General features: G+C 51.1%; 13 protein-coding genes. 3 read left to right on the forward strand and 10 right to left on the reverse strand.

Annotated features, from left to right (window positions below; translation table 11 throughout):
* Positions 1–45: 45 nt before the first annotated feature.
* Positions 46–945: a LysR family transcriptional regulator gene (locus ICL55_RS06100; RefSeq protein ID WP_188095144.1), complete on the reverse strand. Its 900-nt coding sequence runs from the start codon at positions 943–945 to the stop codon at positions 46–48.
* A 142-nt stretch (positions 946–1,087) separates the two neighbouring features.
* Here ICL55_RS06100 and ICL55_RS06105 point away from each other — a divergent pair, with 142 nt between their 5' ends.
* Positions 1,088–2,263 (forward strand): acyltransferase family protein, encoded by a 1,176-nt coding sequence (locus tag ICL55_RS06105; RefSeq protein ID WP_188095145.1) that lies wholly within the window; start codon positions 1,088–1,090, stop codon positions 2,261–2,263.
* Between the two features lie 6 nt (positions 2,264–2,269).
* Here ICL55_RS06105 and ICL55_RS06110 read toward each other — a convergent pair whose 3' ends face one another.
* From ICL55_RS06110 to ICL55_RS06135, 6 genes are all read right to left on the reverse strand, one after another.
* Positions 2,270–2,941: an ABC transporter ATP-binding protein gene (locus ICL55_RS06110; protein ID WP_188095146.1), complete on the reverse strand. Its 672-nt coding sequence runs from the start codon at positions 2,939–2,941 to the stop codon at positions 2,270–2,272.
* 2 nt (positions 2,942–2,943) lie between these two features.
* Positions 2,944–4,206 carry an ABC transporter permease gene (locus ICL55_RS06115; protein WP_223151328.1) on the reverse strand — a complete coding sequence of 421 codons (1,263 nt, stop codon included), beginning with the start codon at positions 4,204–4,206 and terminating at the stop codon, positions 2,944–2,946.
* Positions 4,203–5,300, reverse strand: coding sequence for an efflux RND transporter periplasmic adaptor subunit (locus ICL55_RS06120; protein ID WP_188095147.1), 1,098 nt, complete (start codon positions 5,298–5,300; stop codon positions 4,203–4,205). The genes ICL55_RS06115 and ICL55_RS06120 overlap by 4 nt, the downstream gene beginning before the upstream one ends.
* A gap of 8 nt (positions 5,301–5,308) precedes the next feature.
* Positions 5,309–6,640 (reverse strand): TolC family protein, encoded by a 1,332-nt coding sequence (locus ICL55_RS06125; RefSeq protein WP_188095148.1) that lies wholly within the window; start codon positions 6,638–6,640, stop codon positions 5,309–5,311.
* Between the two features lie 63 nt (positions 6,641–6,703).
* Positions 6,704–7,186: a GbsR/MarR family transcriptional regulator gene (locus ICL55_RS06130; RefSeq protein ID WP_188095149.1), complete on the reverse strand. Its 483-nt coding sequence runs from the start codon at positions 7,184–7,186 to the stop codon at positions 6,704–6,706.
* Between the two features lie 69 nt (positions 7,187–7,255).
* Positions 7,256–7,858, reverse strand: coding sequence for an FMN-dependent NADH-azoreductase (locus tag ICL55_RS06135; RefSeq protein WP_188095150.1), 603 nt, complete (start codon positions 7,856–7,858; stop codon positions 7,256–7,258).
* Positions 7,859–7,987: 129 nt separating this feature from the next.
* Here ICL55_RS06135 and ICL55_RS06140 point away from each other — a divergent pair, with 129 nt between their 5' ends.
* Both ICL55_RS06140 and ICL55_RS06145 read left to right on the forward strand, forming a co-directional pair.
* The gene (locus tag ICL55_RS06140; RefSeq protein WP_188095151.1) at positions 7,988–8,335 is read left to right on the forward strand and encodes a winged helix-turn-helix transcriptional regulator; all 348 of its coding nucleotides are present in this window, start codon (positions 7,988–7,990) and stop codon (positions 8,333–8,335) included.
* 16 nt (positions 8,336–8,351) lie between these two features.
* Positions 8,352–8,726 (forward strand): VOC family protein, encoded by a 375-nt coding sequence (locus ICL55_RS06145; protein WP_188095152.1) that lies wholly within the window; start codon positions 8,352–8,354, stop codon positions 8,724–8,726.
* 424 nt (positions 8,727–9,150) lie between these two features.
* On the opposite strand, the gene ICL55_RS06150 is transcribed toward ICL55_RS06145, so the two are convergent.
* The 3 genes from ICL55_RS06150 to ICL55_RS06160 are packed head-to-tail and all read right to left on the reverse strand — an operon-like array spanning position 9,151 to position 14,417.
* Positions 9,151–10,365, reverse strand: a complete 1,215-nt coding sequence (locus ICL55_RS06150) for a glycoside hydrolase family 88 protein (protein WP_246496154.1) — start codon at positions 10,363–10,365, stop codon at positions 9,151–9,153.
* A 7-nt stretch (positions 10,366–10,372) separates the two neighbouring features.
* Complete coding sequence (locus ICL55_RS06155; RefSeq protein ID WP_188095153.1) at positions 10,373–11,860, reverse strand: sulfatase family protein; 1,488 nt, start codon at positions 11,858–11,860, stop codon at positions 10,373–10,375.
* A 1-nt stretch (position 11,861) separates the two neighbouring features.
* Positions 11,862–14,417: a DUF4962 domain-containing protein gene (locus ICL55_RS06160; RefSeq protein WP_188095154.1), complete on the reverse strand. Its 2,556-nt coding sequence runs from the start codon at positions 14,415–14,417 to the stop codon at positions 11,862–11,864.
* Between the last annotated feature and the right edge of the window lies 1 nt (position 14,418).

The raw sequence follows: 14,418 nt of genomic DNA on the forward strand, positions 1-14,418 counted from the left end.
CATGACCTATAACAAACAGCTGGTCGATTTTGTTATAACCTATAACTATTGGTTATATATGCTTCTGGCGTAGCGAATCAGTTTTTTATTCAGCTCACTGGTTTCTCCTTTCCGCTGGATGAAATAAAAACTTCGCTCTATCTGTAGCCCCTCGAAAGAAATCTCGGTCAGGTCGCCCTGCTTCAACTCCTTGAATACAGAGCGTTTGGGCAGAAAACCGATACAGTCGGATTCTATCAGGAAGTTCTTCAAGGCTTCAGTGCCACCCAGCCGCGCTTTGATCTGTAATTCATCAATACCGGTCTTATGTTTTTGCAGAGCGTCTTTTAAGGCCTCCAGTGTTCCACTGCCGCGTTCCCGCAGGGCAACAGGCATGCGCAGCACTTCTTTCAACGGATAATGCCGCGTTTTGGAAAAACCGCTCTTTCTGCCACATACGGCGATCACCTGGTCATTGATAAAAGGATGATATACTACGTTGGTGAGTTTGCCCCTCCCTTCAATGATGCCCAGATTGATCTCCTGATTGAGTAACGCCTCCAATACAATCTCGGCGTTACGGTTCAGCAGATTGATCTCTACCTGCGGATATTCCTGCTGAAAAGCAGAAAGCACCTTGGGCAGGATGTACAATGCTACGGTCGTGCTGGCACCCAGTTTCAGCAGTCCTTTGGCCTGGTGCTTGTCGCTGAAGGCGGCCATCTCAAACTCCGTCTCCGCCTGTATGTTGGCGACCTGCAATAAACGCTTCAGTAAAAAACTGCCCGCATCGGTCAACGATATCTGGATACCCTTACGCTCAAACAAGCGCGTTCTGTAATATTCTTCCAGATACTTCACATGCTTGCTGATGGCTGGCTGGGAGATAAACAGCGTCTGGCTGGCCTTGGAGAAACTTTTCTCCCGGGCCACTTCAATAAAAACCTGATGGTGGGTAGAAAGCATAACTAATTACAAATTACGAATGACGAATTGAGGGCTGTGTTTGGAATAACAATTTACAGGATTAGTTGCCGCAGAAAAAAAATAAAAAAAATAAAACGTTTACTACTTTTGAAAAACACAAAAAAATTTCCCAACTAATTTTATGTCCACCCATCCCCGGAACGCTGTGCATGCATTGCAACAGAAACTGGCATCGCTCGATCATCTGCGCGCATTCGCCATTTTCTTCGTCTTTTATTTTCATTACCGCATCTTTCCGCATCCGGAATGGCTGGAGCAACCGGCCCGGTTTGGGTGGACGGGCGTTGACCTGTTTTTTGTGCTCAGCGGCTACCTCATAGCAGGACAGTTATTCAAAGAAGTGGCAGCTACCGGAACGGTTCAACTGAAACCGTTTTATATCAAACGTTTTTTCCGGATTATCCCGCCATACCTGCTGGTGCTGGCATTGTATGTATTACTACCGGTTTTCCGGGAGAAAGAAATGCTGCCGCCGTTGTGGAAGTTCCTCACTTTCACGCAGAACTTCGGGCTGAACCTCAAAACGCACGGTACTTTCTCCCATGCCTGGTCGTTGTGTGTGGAGGAACAGTTTTATATCGTGTTTCCCTGTCTGCTGGCACTGTTGTTATATGTAAAAGCGGGCCGCAAAGCCTTCTGGCTGATGCCTGTGCTTTTTGCGGGAGGATTCCTTTGTCGTTGGTGGATTTACACACAACAGGTGGCGCCGCTGAATGAAAGTCCCACTTTTTGGGTGGCATGGTACCGCGCCATTTATTATCCGGTATATAACCGGCTGGACGGCCTATTGGCCGGTGTGGCCATCGCAGCACTGTTCCAGTTCAGACCGCATGCGAAGGAGTGGGTCAACCGTTATGCCAATCTGATTTTTTTCGTCGGAGTGGCGTTGCTCACCGTTGACTGGTTTGTAACGCAGGATAGTTATTCCCTCGTGGCCACCGTATATGGCTTCCCGTTAGTATCCGCAGGGTATGGACTGGTCGTAGCCGCGGCAGTATGTCCGCGTTGCTGGTTGTACCGGATCAAATCCCGTTTCACCACCCTGATCGCCACGCTTTCCTATGCTATTTACCTGAGCCATAAAGGCGTGATCCATGTAACGCAGGACCTGGTAAGTTCCCTCGGCCTCGCCAAAGACAGCGGCTGGATGATGCTGGTCTGTACCATCACCTGTATACTGGCAGCGTGGCTGCTCCGCATCCTGGTGGAGAAACCGGCGCTCAAAATGCGCGACCGGGTGTTAGCTCGCACGGTGGTCGGCCATGATGCGCAACAGCCACAAAGGAAGGTAGCCTGACAAGCGTCAATTGGCAATCTTGCCATCTACCAGATGGATCACCTTATCGGACCGTTGGGCAAAATCATCATCATGGGTGACGGTAAGAATGGTTTGTCCCCGTTCGGAAGACAGCTGCCGGAAGAGATCGAACACAATGGCGGCATTCTGGCTGTCCAGATTCCCCGTCGGTTCATCACCCATGATAATGAGCGGTTCGTTGATCAGTGCGCGGGCAATGGCCACCCTTTGCTGCTGGCCTCCGGAGAGCAGGGACGCCCGTTTGGAGGCCTGCACATCTACCCCCAGTAGTTTTAACAGGTCCATGGCCCGATGTTCTATCTCCTCAGGTGCATAACGGGCCAGCTTCAGCGCAGGCAGCATCACGTTACGGAGCACGCTGAATTCAGGCAACAGGTAGTGGAACTGAAACACAAAGCCTATATGATGATTGCGGAAATCCGCCAGCCACCGGTTACGTTTCCCCTGCATCTCTTCGCCATTGATTCGGATGCTGCCTTCAGAAGCGGTGTCCATAGTAGACAAGAGGTATAACAAGGTAGATTTGCCACTTCCTGATTTTCCGGTGATGGACACAAAATGACCTTTCTCTATATCCAGACTGACATCGGTCAGCACCTGCATTTTAGTGGGCTGGTAAAAATATTTATTGATATTTCTTACTTCAATCAGGTTCATGGTTATCCTCTTAAAATAGTGATAGGATCTACGCCGGCGGCCTTGCGGGAAGGCAGGTAACCGGCAAGGGTAGTGGTGAGAATACCGAAAGTGAAGCCGGTAACATAGTATACGGCACTGAAGCTTACGGGTAGATGGTCCAGCGTAATCATCACGTCACTTTTATAAGGCATTTTGGAAATGCCATATGCGGCCAGAAAACCAAACACCAGTCCCATTAGTGCACCTGTAATACCAATGATCAGCGCCTGTATGAGAAATATCCAACGGATATCTGCATCGGAAAAGCCCATCGCTTTCAGAATGGCAATGTCTTTCATCTTCTCATAAATCATCATGGTGAGGATGTTGAAGATCCCAAATCCCGCTACCAATAGTATGGTAACGGCTACGCCATATACGATCATTTTACGCAATGCGTCGCCTTCCAGTAACGCGGAGTTGTCCTGCTTCCAGTCGGAGCCATGAAAGCTGTATTTCGCCTGCAATTCCTTCGACATGGCCGGCGCCAGCTCCATATCATGCAGCTTTATTTTGATGTCGGTGATATAGGAAACAGGCACCTCCAGGAAACGTTGTACGGTATTGAGACTGGCATAACTCTGCTGTTTATCGATGTCAGTGAGGCCGGTTTTAAAGATGCCGACTACTTTCACGGAAAAGTTGTTGCCTTTTTCGGTCGTCACTTCCAGATGGTCGCCGGTTTTTACATTGAGCCGTTTGGCCAGCCCTACGCCTACCACGATGCTGTTAGGCAGGGTAGATAGTTCTCGGAAGCTGCCGTCGACCAGTTTAGCCTGTAAGTTGAACAGCGCATTCTCCTGTTCGAAACGGATACCATTGATGGTGCCGTTGATGCTGCTGGAGCCCAGGCGGTAGAACACCTGCGAGCTGACGGAGCCTGAAACAGCCGCTACCCGCGGGTCTTGTTGCAGTGCCTGCACAATCTGCGGTCCGTCTTTCAGACTTAACAGGATGTCTTTGGGTTTTACATGACTGACCATATTGATGGTACCGGGTTGCGCCCGGTCCAGTACGTTGGAAGAAGCGGTCTGTATCTCGTTGTATAACCGTAGGTGCGGCGATTGCTCAAACGCTACCGCCTGTACGAAATCATTAGAACCCTGTATGAAGCTGACCATAAAGATGAACACCGTGATACCAAAGGTGACGCCTGCGGTAGCTATCACCGTTTGTTTCAACCGGGCACGCATATGCGTGAAGGCTATGGTCGCTGCCAGTTTGATATTGGTGAATATTTTCATCGTCCTTCTTTTATGGCGATCACATCGCCTGCTTTCAGCCCGGATTTTACTTCCACCCAGTCGCCATTGCGGATACCGGTCACAATAGCGGTTTTACGGAGTTCTTTGCCCTGTTGCAGATATACGCTATCGCCTTTCATCAGATAATCGGAGGGCACTACCAGCGCGTTGATGCGTTCCCGTATAAGGATATTGGCTTCTACGGATGACTGCGGATAAAAGAGGGCAGTGTCCTGCACGGCTGCCTCTACCTGGAAGCTGCGGCTTTCCTTTTGCAGCAGTGGAATGATCTTGTTGATGGTGCCGGCGAACTGTTTGCCTTTGTACACATCGGTCTCGAAGTACACTTTCTGGCCGGTGCGTATCTTGCTGATGTCGCGCTCATCGACGAGCAGTTCGAGTTTAAATTGTCCGGGTAGTCCTACCATCACCACAGGATCGTTGAGTTGGGCGAGTTCGCCTGTTTTCAGATACACTTTGTACACCCGGCCGTTGACCGGGCTTTTCAGTACTTTCCCTTCCCGGCTTTGGGTGGTGGCGGTCAGCTGTTGTTGGGCCTGCAGCAGTTTGCCGGACAGGTCATTTTGTAATGCCTTGTATTGGTCTTGCAGCGTTTTGTATTCTGTAGCGCTGCTGGCAGCCTGTACACGGGCCTGTTCGGCATCTTTTTCAGATACGGCCTTGCTTTGTGCCAGCTCCGTATATCTGTCGGCGTTAAGTGCGTCCTGTTCCTTTTTTGTTTGTGCCAGGGCGATGCGGCTTTTCAATTCAGTCAGCGCGGCGGAATGTTCCTGTGCATTGCTGCCGGCCAGCGCCACCTGGCGTTGCAGGATGTCTACCTGCTCCAGCTGTCCTGGCGTGCCCAGTACGGCCAGTACTTCGTTTTGATGCACGGTATCACCTTCTTTCACCAGCACTTTCAGTAGCAGGTCGGCAGAATTGGCTTTGAGGAAGTAATAGGCTTCAGGCATGATTTCTCCGGAAGCATACACCGCTTCATTCAACGTGCGGGACTGCACCGTATAGGTAGCGGTTTTGGATTTGCAGGCAGTGAGCAATATGGCCACCCCTGCGATGGAGAGCAATGTTTTCATGCAGATCTTTATTGATGTTGCAGATAGTTGAGTTCAGTGTAGTGTTTGTAAAAGTCGGTGCGCGCATCGTTGAGTTTGGCCTGTGCGTCGTAGAGGTCCTGTTGTATCTCTTTCAGTTGTATCATGTCGATGATGCCCTTGTTGATCTTCTGTGTGCTGAGGGTTTCATTCTCCTGTGCCAGCGCGATGTTTTCCTTTTGCAGCTGTATGTCGCCGGAAGCTTTTTCCAGTAATAATCTTTCCTGACGGTATCTCTTTTCCTGTTCGGACCCGTACTGTTTGAAACGGCTGGAAGCAGCCAGCCACTGGGCTTTCATGCTGCGTGGTTTGGCGGAAAAATTAGACCAGGACAGCGGAAAGCGCAGCTCCACTCCGGCGAAGCCCACGGTGAACCATGGCGAACGGGTGATAAAATTCATCCTGTCGCCAAACCCCAGCTGTTGGTAAGAACCTTTAAAATGCAGGCTGGGATAGTAGTTGGCCCGTGTGTTATGATATTCCTGTGCGGCCACCGCTACCCTGAGCTGCTCTGCTTCATAATCGGGCAACTGTGAAGTGCGGTAGTGATTGATCTCCAGCGGAGGTAACGGCTCCGTAGGTTGGGTGGTCAGCTGGCTATCCAGCGGGAACCCCATCCAGAATTTCAGATCGAGGTAGGCTTCCTGTAAAGACACGCCGGCCTGTTGCACCGCCTGTTGCCTGTTTTTCAGCAGGGCGGCAGACTGGTTAAACGCAATTTTATCTGTCAGCCCTTTATCAAACTGTAGTTTGATCAGGTCGTGGATCTGCTGATAATTGCTGTACAGTTGTTGGGCTACCGTCAGGTAGTCCAGCTGTAGCTGAGCGCTGTAATAGGCCATGCATACGTTTTTCCGGAGGGAGCGTTGTAAGGACCGGTATTCGCTGGCGCCGGCCTGTTGTTGTAACCTGGCCAGTTTGATGCTTTGCCATGTTTTAACATCTACCAGCGGGAGGCTGGCTTCCGCGCCGTAATTGCCCATCCACGGGGTACCCATGCGTACGGGCACAAAGGTGCCTGCTGGCTGATTTACCAGTTCTCCGGGAAATACCTGCACAGGTATCTTCCAGTAATTGTTTACGGCGGCGGTGACCGAAATGTCCGGGAGTAGTTTGGCGGTGGCAGCTTTGCGTTCCTGTACCGCGGCTGCGGCGGATTGCGCTTTGCTTAGCAATTCCTGATTGTGGGTGCCGGCATAGTCGAGGCACTGTTGCAGACTCAGGATAGTCGTAGGTTGACCGGTGTCTTTTTCAGGCATGGTCTGTCCGTCTGCCATCCGGAAAGGGATAGCCAGCAACAGTAAAATGATACCTGTTTTCATCTTAAACGATTATTATTCTTTTAGTTCTGAACTTAGAGAACCAGACGCGACAAAAAAAAGCCGCTATGATTGGGCCTTGTTGAGTGCGATGGTCCGTTTCCACCTCTCCAGTATGAGTGGCAGTTCCACCAGCATCATTTTATAGAGCAGGGAGACATCTCCCAATTCCTGGTTTAGTTCATCATCAGTTTGACGGATGGACCTGACTTCGTCCAGTATCTCAAAAAACATCTTAATCCTCGCGGTGAGCGTGTCTTCATTGAACATGGTGGTCACATTGGGGGAGAAGTAGCGTTTCCTTTGTCCACCCACGGTTTTGGAGGAAATCATCTTGGCAGATTCCAACATCTTGATGGCATTGGATACCGCACTTTTGCTCACTCCAAAATATTCCACGATCTGTTCAAACGTAGCCTCATGGCCCTCGCATAATAGCAGGTAAATATACGCTCTCGCTGCCACCGGGGTAAGGCCAAGGCCTTCCATGGCAACGCTCAGTTTCTCTATCCGGTCTCTGTATTTCTCCAATGCTGCTGTTTTTGTCATCCCAAAGGTGGAAAAATAAAGTTGGTTCTCCAAATAAAGAACCAACTTTATTTTTCCGGTAGCATATGATCAGATGCTCTCTACACTGGCCAATCCCTTTTCCACAGCGGTTTCCCTGGTAGCTGACATCCCGGCGCCTTCTATGCGGTAGGTGGTAATATCTGTAATGCCTACAAATCCCAACACATACCGTAGATAGGGCTCTGCGAAGTCAAAGGGCTGCATCGGGCCTTCTGAATAGATACCATTAGAGGCAATGGCGAGGTACACCTTTTTACCGGTCAGCTGTCCGGCAAATCCTCCGTCCTGATAGTTTACGGTTTTGCCGGGCCGAACGATATGGTCTACCCACGCTTTGAGAGGGGCTGGCAGATTAAAGTTATAAAGCGGTACGCCAATCACAATCACATCAGCCTCCTGCATTTGGGTGACAGTGGCGTCGGATGTTTCCAGTAACACCTGCTGTTCTGTGGTAAGCGCTGCCAAAGGCGTCCGGTACGCATCTACAAGTTCGTTATGCAACCATTGCCAGGATTGCCCCGTTACGTCGTTAACAACAACTTTCTTATCTGGATACCGCCGCTGTAGCCTTTCCACGATGCGGTTGCCCAGCAGTATACTATTGGAAGCTTCCCCCCGTGCACTGGATATGATATGCAAGATGTTTCCCATGATCTGTTTTTTTAGATATTTTTGTTTTGAAGATGAAATCAAAGGGTACAAAAATACCTGCCTTTAAAAGCGATACTGTCAAGATAACCCATAGGTTAGCAGTAACCTATGGGTTAGTAAACCTGATATATGGAAACAGCAACATGCACAGAAAAATGCAGCCAGGTGGTCCCCGCCGCAGAAGATGCATTGTATATTATTGCCGGCAAATGGAAAATGCGTATCCTCATCACGCTGGCCGGAGGAGACAAACGTTTTAACGAACTGCAACGGGCATTATCAGGGATCTCCGCCAGAGTATTGTCCAACGAGCTGAAAGACCTGGAACTGAATGGCCTTGTCAGCCGGAAAATACTGGATAACGGCACCATCCTCTACGTCCGCAATGCTTATGCAGACTCGCTGCGCAGCGTGATGCATGAACTCGTGCAATGGGGAATGGACCACAAACAAAAAATACGGAACCGGGAAATCTGACCGGAAAAAAGTAACTATGATAAGACCTGAAATTATTATCGCCGTAAAAGACGTCGAGAAAAGCTCCGGCTGGTACCAGCAACTACTGGGTTGTGAAAGCCGCCATGGCGGCAACACCTTCGAAATCCTCGCCGACCCTGAAGACGACACAGTGGTATTATGCCTGCACAAATGGGCCGCACACGGACATCCTACCATGACAGATCCAACCATAACACCCGGCAACGGATTGATCCTCTTTTTCCGCGTCACCGCTTTCGAAGAAGCCTGGAAGAAAGCCCGGCAACTGAATGCCATCATCGAAGAACCACCTCATGTTAATGCCAACTCCGGCAGAAATGAATTCTCCCTCAGAGACCCGGATGGATATTACGTTTCTGTAACGGATTAATATTCCCAGGTTCCCAGGGCTGAAGCCCTGGGCTATATTGTTGTTCAGGTTCTTTTGGATTTTGGGGTTGTTATTTAGGCATTGGAACATCAATGGCATTTGATATATCGTGAACCGAATAAAACCCATAAAACCCATAAAACCCAGGTTCCCAGGGCTGAAGCTCTGGGCTATATTGTTGTTCAGGTTCTTTGGATTTGGGAGCTGTTATTTAGGCATTGGAACATCAATGGCATTTGATATATCATAAACCCAATGCAACGCTGTGCTACGTTGTTGTCTGATTTTTTTGAATTTGGGTACTACTAATTAAGTATTACAACATCTATAGCACTCAACATAAACATTTGAAATCTTAATCCGAAAGAAATTGAACAACAACGTAGCCCAGGGCTTCAGCCCTGGGAATCGAATGCGAATCGAATTACGAATCCGATCGGGAATATTGACGATATCTCATTAACGCCTCTACGTAATAATAATCTGCATACGACAAGGGTACATTGATCTCCACTCCATGGGGCAGGGAACCTACGCTCTTCATGAGGATAAAATTGTTGTTCTCACCTTCTTTGGCGCGGTAGGTATTGGATGACAGGCCGGTGATAATTTGTTCTGCTGTTTTCCAGTAAGTATCTGCTTGTTTACCTTTTACCAGTGTGCTGAGTTCCAGCAGTGCGGAGGCCATGATGGCGGCGGCGGAAGCGTCGCGGTATGCATGGGGGATGTCCGGCGCGTTAAAATCCCAGTAAGGGATATGGTCCTTCGGCATGGCAGGATGATGTAGCAGCAAGCCTGCTACGGCTACTGCCTGCTGCAAATACCGCGGGTTGCGGGTTTCCCGGTACATCATGGTGTAACCGTACAGTGCCCAGGTTTGTCCTCTGGCCCAGGCTGACGAATCTGCGGCGCCCTGAAAGGTTTTTTTAGCTACCGGTTGACCGGTGAGCGTGTCGTAGTCAATAACATGCCAGGTGCTGAAGTCTTTGCGGAAATGATGCTGCAGCGTGGTGTTGGCATGTTTTACGGCGATGTGGTAATAAGAAGAGTCACCACTTTCCCGGGTGGCCCATGTGAGTAATTCCAGGTTCATCATATTGTCGATGATAACGGGAAATTGCCAGTTGCCATGGTCCCACGAACGGATGCAGTTCACTTTGTTATGAAAGCGTGATGCCAGTGAACGGGCGCTGTTCAGCAATATATCTCGGTAGGCTGCCTGTGGGGCTATACGCAGCGCGTTGCCATAGCTGTTGTACATCATAAATCCGAGGTCATGGGTCTGCCGGTTGAACTGTTCTTTTTCCAGCAGCTGCATGCGTTTGTTGGCTTCGGCCAGTATCTGCGGATCTTTGCTGTATTCGTAAAGGTACCACAGGGTGCCTGGATAGAAGCCGCTGGTCCACCAGCGGGACTCAGCGGTCATCAATGTACCGTCTTTAGTAGTGGTACGGGGTAATCTGCCATCAGGCAATATGGCGGCCATATGTTTGTACTGTCGCACAGAAAAGGACAGCGCATCTTCCACGATTTGTTTCATGGCAGGTGTCATCTTCCGCGTTTTCGTTTGCGCCTCACTGTTATAGGTCATCACCATACAACAGATCAATAGGTAGCAGCTCATTTTTCCCATATTCATGTCGTTGTTATTTCAGGTAGTTGTATACTGAGTCCAGTTTAAATTGTTTTTGCGATGCAGGGCTGGGCCGTGGTGTTTTATCGATCTCGGAGAAATAATCGGTGTGGTCCCAGATGAGCTTTTGGTTAGTAACGCGCGGATCGCCGGTGGCTATAAGATGTCCTTGCATTTTGCCGGCCAGCGAGTCTTTCAGTCGCGCATAACGCTGATCTCCCGCGAGGTTATGCAGTTCATCGGGATCGTTTTTGATATCAAATAATTCTTCTGCCGGTCTTTTCGCGAAGCCCAGTTCAAAGAAGGGTTTGATGACTGCGCTGTCCTTATGGGCCATGATGTAGCATTTGGCCAGTCCGGGGTAATGCAGCATATAAGGATCGATGTCGCCATACAGTGGTGGGTCGCCGGCAGGCCATCTGTCCGGCTCATAGTTGCGGATGTAGAGATAGTCTGTGGTACGTATAGCCCTGCCTGGGTAACCCAGTCCATGCTGCCGTACAAACGCATGCCGCTCCCTGCCCAATACTACGTAGTCGCGTGCAGGCGCTGTCTGTCCTTTGGTAACGATGGGCAGCAGGCTTTTGCCTGTCATCTCTTTAGGAACAGCTACCTGTCCAAGTTCGAGGAACGTAGGGGCGAGATCGTTCAGAGTGACCAGATGATCGGTGGTTTCATTCTCCCTGAATTTACCAGGCCATGAAATGATGAGTGGCACGTGTGTGCCGAAGTCATAAAGGTTGGCCAGACCGCGTGGCATCTGCCAGCCGTTGTCACTGCAGACAATGATGACGGTATTTTCCAGATCACCGCTTTCCCGGAGCTGTTGGAGGATGCCTCCCAGCTCGCGGTCAAAGGTTTCCACGGCGGCATAGTAGTCTGCGATATCGGTACGTACATCTTTACGGTCGGGGAGATAACCTGGCACATGAACGCTGTCGGCGTGTATGCCTGCCCGTTCTCCGCTGCCTACTTCATAGGGCCGGTGGGGTTCATGGCTACTCACCCAATAGCACCAGGGTGCCCCTTTACGGGCGGTGAGGAAATCACCGAAGTTTTTGAATTCGTTACCGGCGGGGTTGCGCTTGCGTTGGTTGGCGGTAAAGCTGCCGGGGCCCCAGCCTTTGCCCTGAAAGCCGATTTCATAGCCGGAAGACTCCAGCAGGTCGGTATAGAGTTTAAATTTTGTGGGAAGAACGCCCCACAGATTGGCGCCTTCTTCGATACGCCATATATCCTGGCCGGTGAGCATGGCCGCTCTGGCAGGTGAACAGGAGGGAGAACTGCAGAAGGCGTTGGTAAACCGCACCCCCTGTCGGGCTATCAAATCCATGTTGGGGGTTCTGACGGTTTTATCGCCATAACAACCGGCGTGGTTCCACGACTGGTTGTCTGACATGATCATCAGGATGTTGGGCCTTTTTTTCTTGGGAGAACAGGCGGCGCCGAACAGACATAACAGCAAGGCGGCGGCCAGATGACGGAATGTGTTTATGGTCATATTATCGGGTTTTGATGATGGAGGGCAGGATATCGATGGCTTCGGTAGATTGACTGTTTTCGATGAGCACCGTACTGTGCTGGTACCGGTGCTGTCCCTGCCGGAAATTGCCGCTGCCATAATGAAGGGCGGTGGTCTGGTCGTCGTTGAAGATATAAAGCAGCGGTGCTTTACGGTCGTCCAGTTCGGCGACAATGTGCCACGCACCGATGCGCCATTCTCCGTTTTGTTGGGTCACCGGGAGGGTGGCGGCATGAGGTGCGCCTATCTGCATCACAGTCAGCAGACGGGCCTGTTGCTGTGGCATGGTGGTTACGCCGCAATGCCATTGTTCGGCGAAGGGCACAATATTGCCTTCGTCATCTGTTTTACCTTTCCAGTTGATGGCTGGTGAATTAAAACGTTGGTGCACGACCGTATTTGTTTTCGTATGGGCGTATACGTATACCCCGGCTTTTACGCCCGGCTCATGGATGGTGAAGGTATTGCCATCGCCCTGCCGGATGGCATAAGGGCTATGCGCCTGCCACGTCCATTTGATGGGTTGTTTGGCAGCCAGTTCATCATACAGTACGATGATATTGCTGTCGAGCATCAGCATATGCCGGCGGTAGCGGGTAACGCCCAGATCGCCGAAGCCATTTTGACGGTCAGGCTGCAGGTGATTGAGTTCAAAATGCCCTAACCAGAACGGAGCGGTCACGGGACCATAGGCATTGGAAGCATCGCCCAGCGTGTATTGTATCCGTTTGCCGGCGATGTGGCGGGGCATCCAGCCGTAGCCATTTTCCCCGATGCGCTGCCCCAGACTGTCGGCCAGTATGGTGCAGTAAGCACGGGAGCTACGGTAGTGCAGCAGGTTGTGGGCATCGCTGAAATTGCTGTAGAAGCCGCTGCCACCAAAGATCAGTTTGCCGCCATAGTTGATGTTGAAGGCATTCTGACTGGCGTGACCATGACCGGAAGACCCAAACGGATTGGCGCTCAGAGAGGCCATCAGGTCTTTGCGGGTGTCATCCAGGTGGGAGTGCATCATGGTAAGCCCTATGTCCGGGAACGTATGGGAAGCGGGCAAAGTCAGAGGGGAAACAACCTTCGGCTGTCCTGTCTTTTTTACGAGCAACCGGAACAACACAAAATCTTTGTCTCTTTGGAAGTAGTCGGGAAACTGCTGTTGTATCGTATATACGTACCAGTTAAAATACGGGTTGTTTACCTTGCGGGACAGCGCCTCTGCAAATACGGCCTGTGTGCGGGTGGTGGTGGACAGGTTCTCATGCATATCTCCCATGGCCACGGAGGCGGACCCCGGAGGATAAGAGTAAAGCAGATAATAAGGAAGGTTTTGCATCCATGGGGTAGCGAAATAATCCACCCCGCTCAGGTCGCCGAACAGAAGTGACAGGTAGGCCAGCGACACAAAGTGAACGCGGAAATAGCCGTTGCCTTCGTGCCAGCCGCCATCGGTGGAACCGAGCACCGGAAACCTTGCGCTCCATACTTCGTAGACGTATTGGAGCCATTGATTGGCGGGTGGTGCATCATGGGCCAGCGCTACGGCCGCAATGGAAAAATTACGCAGGATATGTTGCCATACGTGGTTATCGCATAGCTGCAGCTCAAAACGATTGGTGAGGTTGCGATAGATACCGCTTCCGCGGCGAAGGATGGCCTGCTGCAAGATGTCGCGTTGCGCGACGCTAAGCCGGTCGTAGGCCATATCGTAAGCCCAGGCCATGCCCTCCATGACATTGCCATTGTTGAAATCGTCGCGGGAGCCGTAGCCGGCAGGGTCAAGACTGGCCAGGTGCAGCGCACGGCGGACAGCCTCTTTAGCATAGCGGTCGTCACCACTGAGCCAGTAGGCGGTACATAGCTGGCGGATAGGCTGCGCTACCTTTTCACCGAAGCCATGATACATGAACTCGATCATTTTTTCCTGCTGCTGTGCTGTCATGCCGGTGGTGTCACGGGGGCGTGTAGGCTTTTCTTCCGCCAATGGCGCGTTGAGCAATTTGTCGGTAGAACGTAGCAGGGTGGCGGCTTCTGCGTCGTTGCGGTTGGCCTGGCGGAAGCTCTTCAGCTGTGCCTGCATGTTCCATAAACGGGGATGCGGCTTGCGGGCTTTTTCCATCATTTGCGGCAGTGTAGGCGTTACCGTGGGGGCCGACGTATAAAAGTAACGCGGAGATGACCATACCCAGGCATCTTTGTTTTGCGCACGGGACGCGTATTGCCAGTACCATTTACCGGTTGATAGCGGGGCGTGCAGCGCATACATGGCCCATGGCAGGGTATCGCTTTGTTGGGTGCGACCGGCAGGAAAGAGGCTGTCCTGGCTGTAGCGGACCAGGTAGCGAACGTTTTTACCGGCCACGCCGGGCCACAACAGTGCCTGCGGATCGGTAGCGCCATTGGCTGGAAAAGGCCAGCTACGCTCCCGCATATGCAGGGATGGTGTGGTGATGTACTGATTGGCATCGGGCAACTGCTGTGCGGTGGCGCTTAGCGAGAGCATCATACCCAAACAGGCCGGCCAGTGATAAACAGGTCGCATC

It is taken from the genome of Chitinophaga varians, assembly GCF_014529945.1.
GTDB classification, from domain to species: Bacteria; Bacteroidota; Bacteroidia; order Chitinophagales; family Chitinophagaceae; genus Chitinophaga; species Chitinophaga varians.

Coding starts and splice junctions, on each gene's coding strand:
- ICL55_RS06100 (WP_188095144.1), bottom strand. CDS start 945: ATGCTTTCTACCCACCATCAGGTTTTTATTGAAGTGGCCCGGGAGAAA.
- ICL55_RS06105 (WP_188095145.1), top strand. CDS start 1,088: ATGTCCACCCATCCCCGGAACGCTGTGCATGCATTGCAACAGAAACTG.
- ICL55_RS06110 (WP_188095146.1), bottom strand. CDS start 2,941: ATGAACCTGATTGAAGTAAGAAATATCAATAAATATTTTTACCAGCCC.
- ICL55_RS06115 (WP_223151328.1), bottom strand. CDS start 4,206: ATGAAAATATTCACCAATATCAAACTGGCAGCGACCATAGCCTTCACG.
- ICL55_RS06120 (WP_188095147.1), bottom strand. CDS start 5,300: ATGAAAACATTGCTCTCCATCGCAGGGGTGGCCATATTGCTCACTGCC.
- ICL55_RS06125 (WP_188095148.1), bottom strand. CDS start 6,640: ATGAAAACAGGTATCATTTTACTGTTGCTGGCTATCCCTTTCCGGATG.
- ICL55_RS06130 (WP_188095149.1), bottom strand. CDS start 7,186: ATGACAAAAACAGCAGCATTGGAGAAATACAGAGACCGGATAGAGAAA.
- ICL55_RS06135 (WP_188095150.1), bottom strand. CDS start 7,858: ATGGGAAACATCTTGCATATCATATCCAGTGCACGGGGGGAAGCTTCC.
- ICL55_RS06140 (WP_188095151.1), top strand. CDS start 7,988: ATGGAAACAGCAACATGCACAGAAAAATGCAGCCAGGTGGTCCCCGCC.
- ICL55_RS06145 (WP_188095152.1), top strand. CDS start 8,352: ATGATAAGACCTGAAATTATTATCGCCGTAAAAGACGTCGAGAAAAGC.
- ICL55_RS06150 (WP_246496154.1), bottom strand. CDS start 10,365: ATGAATATGGGAAAAATGAGCTGCTACCTATTGATCTGTTGTATGGTG.
- ICL55_RS06155 (WP_188095153.1), bottom strand. CDS start 11,860: ATGACCATAAACACATTCCGTCATCTGGCCGCCGCCTTGCTGTTATGT.
- ICL55_RS06160 (WP_188095154.1), bottom strand. CDS start 14,417: ATGCGACCTGTTTATCACTGGCCGGCCTGTTTGGGTATGATGCTCTCG.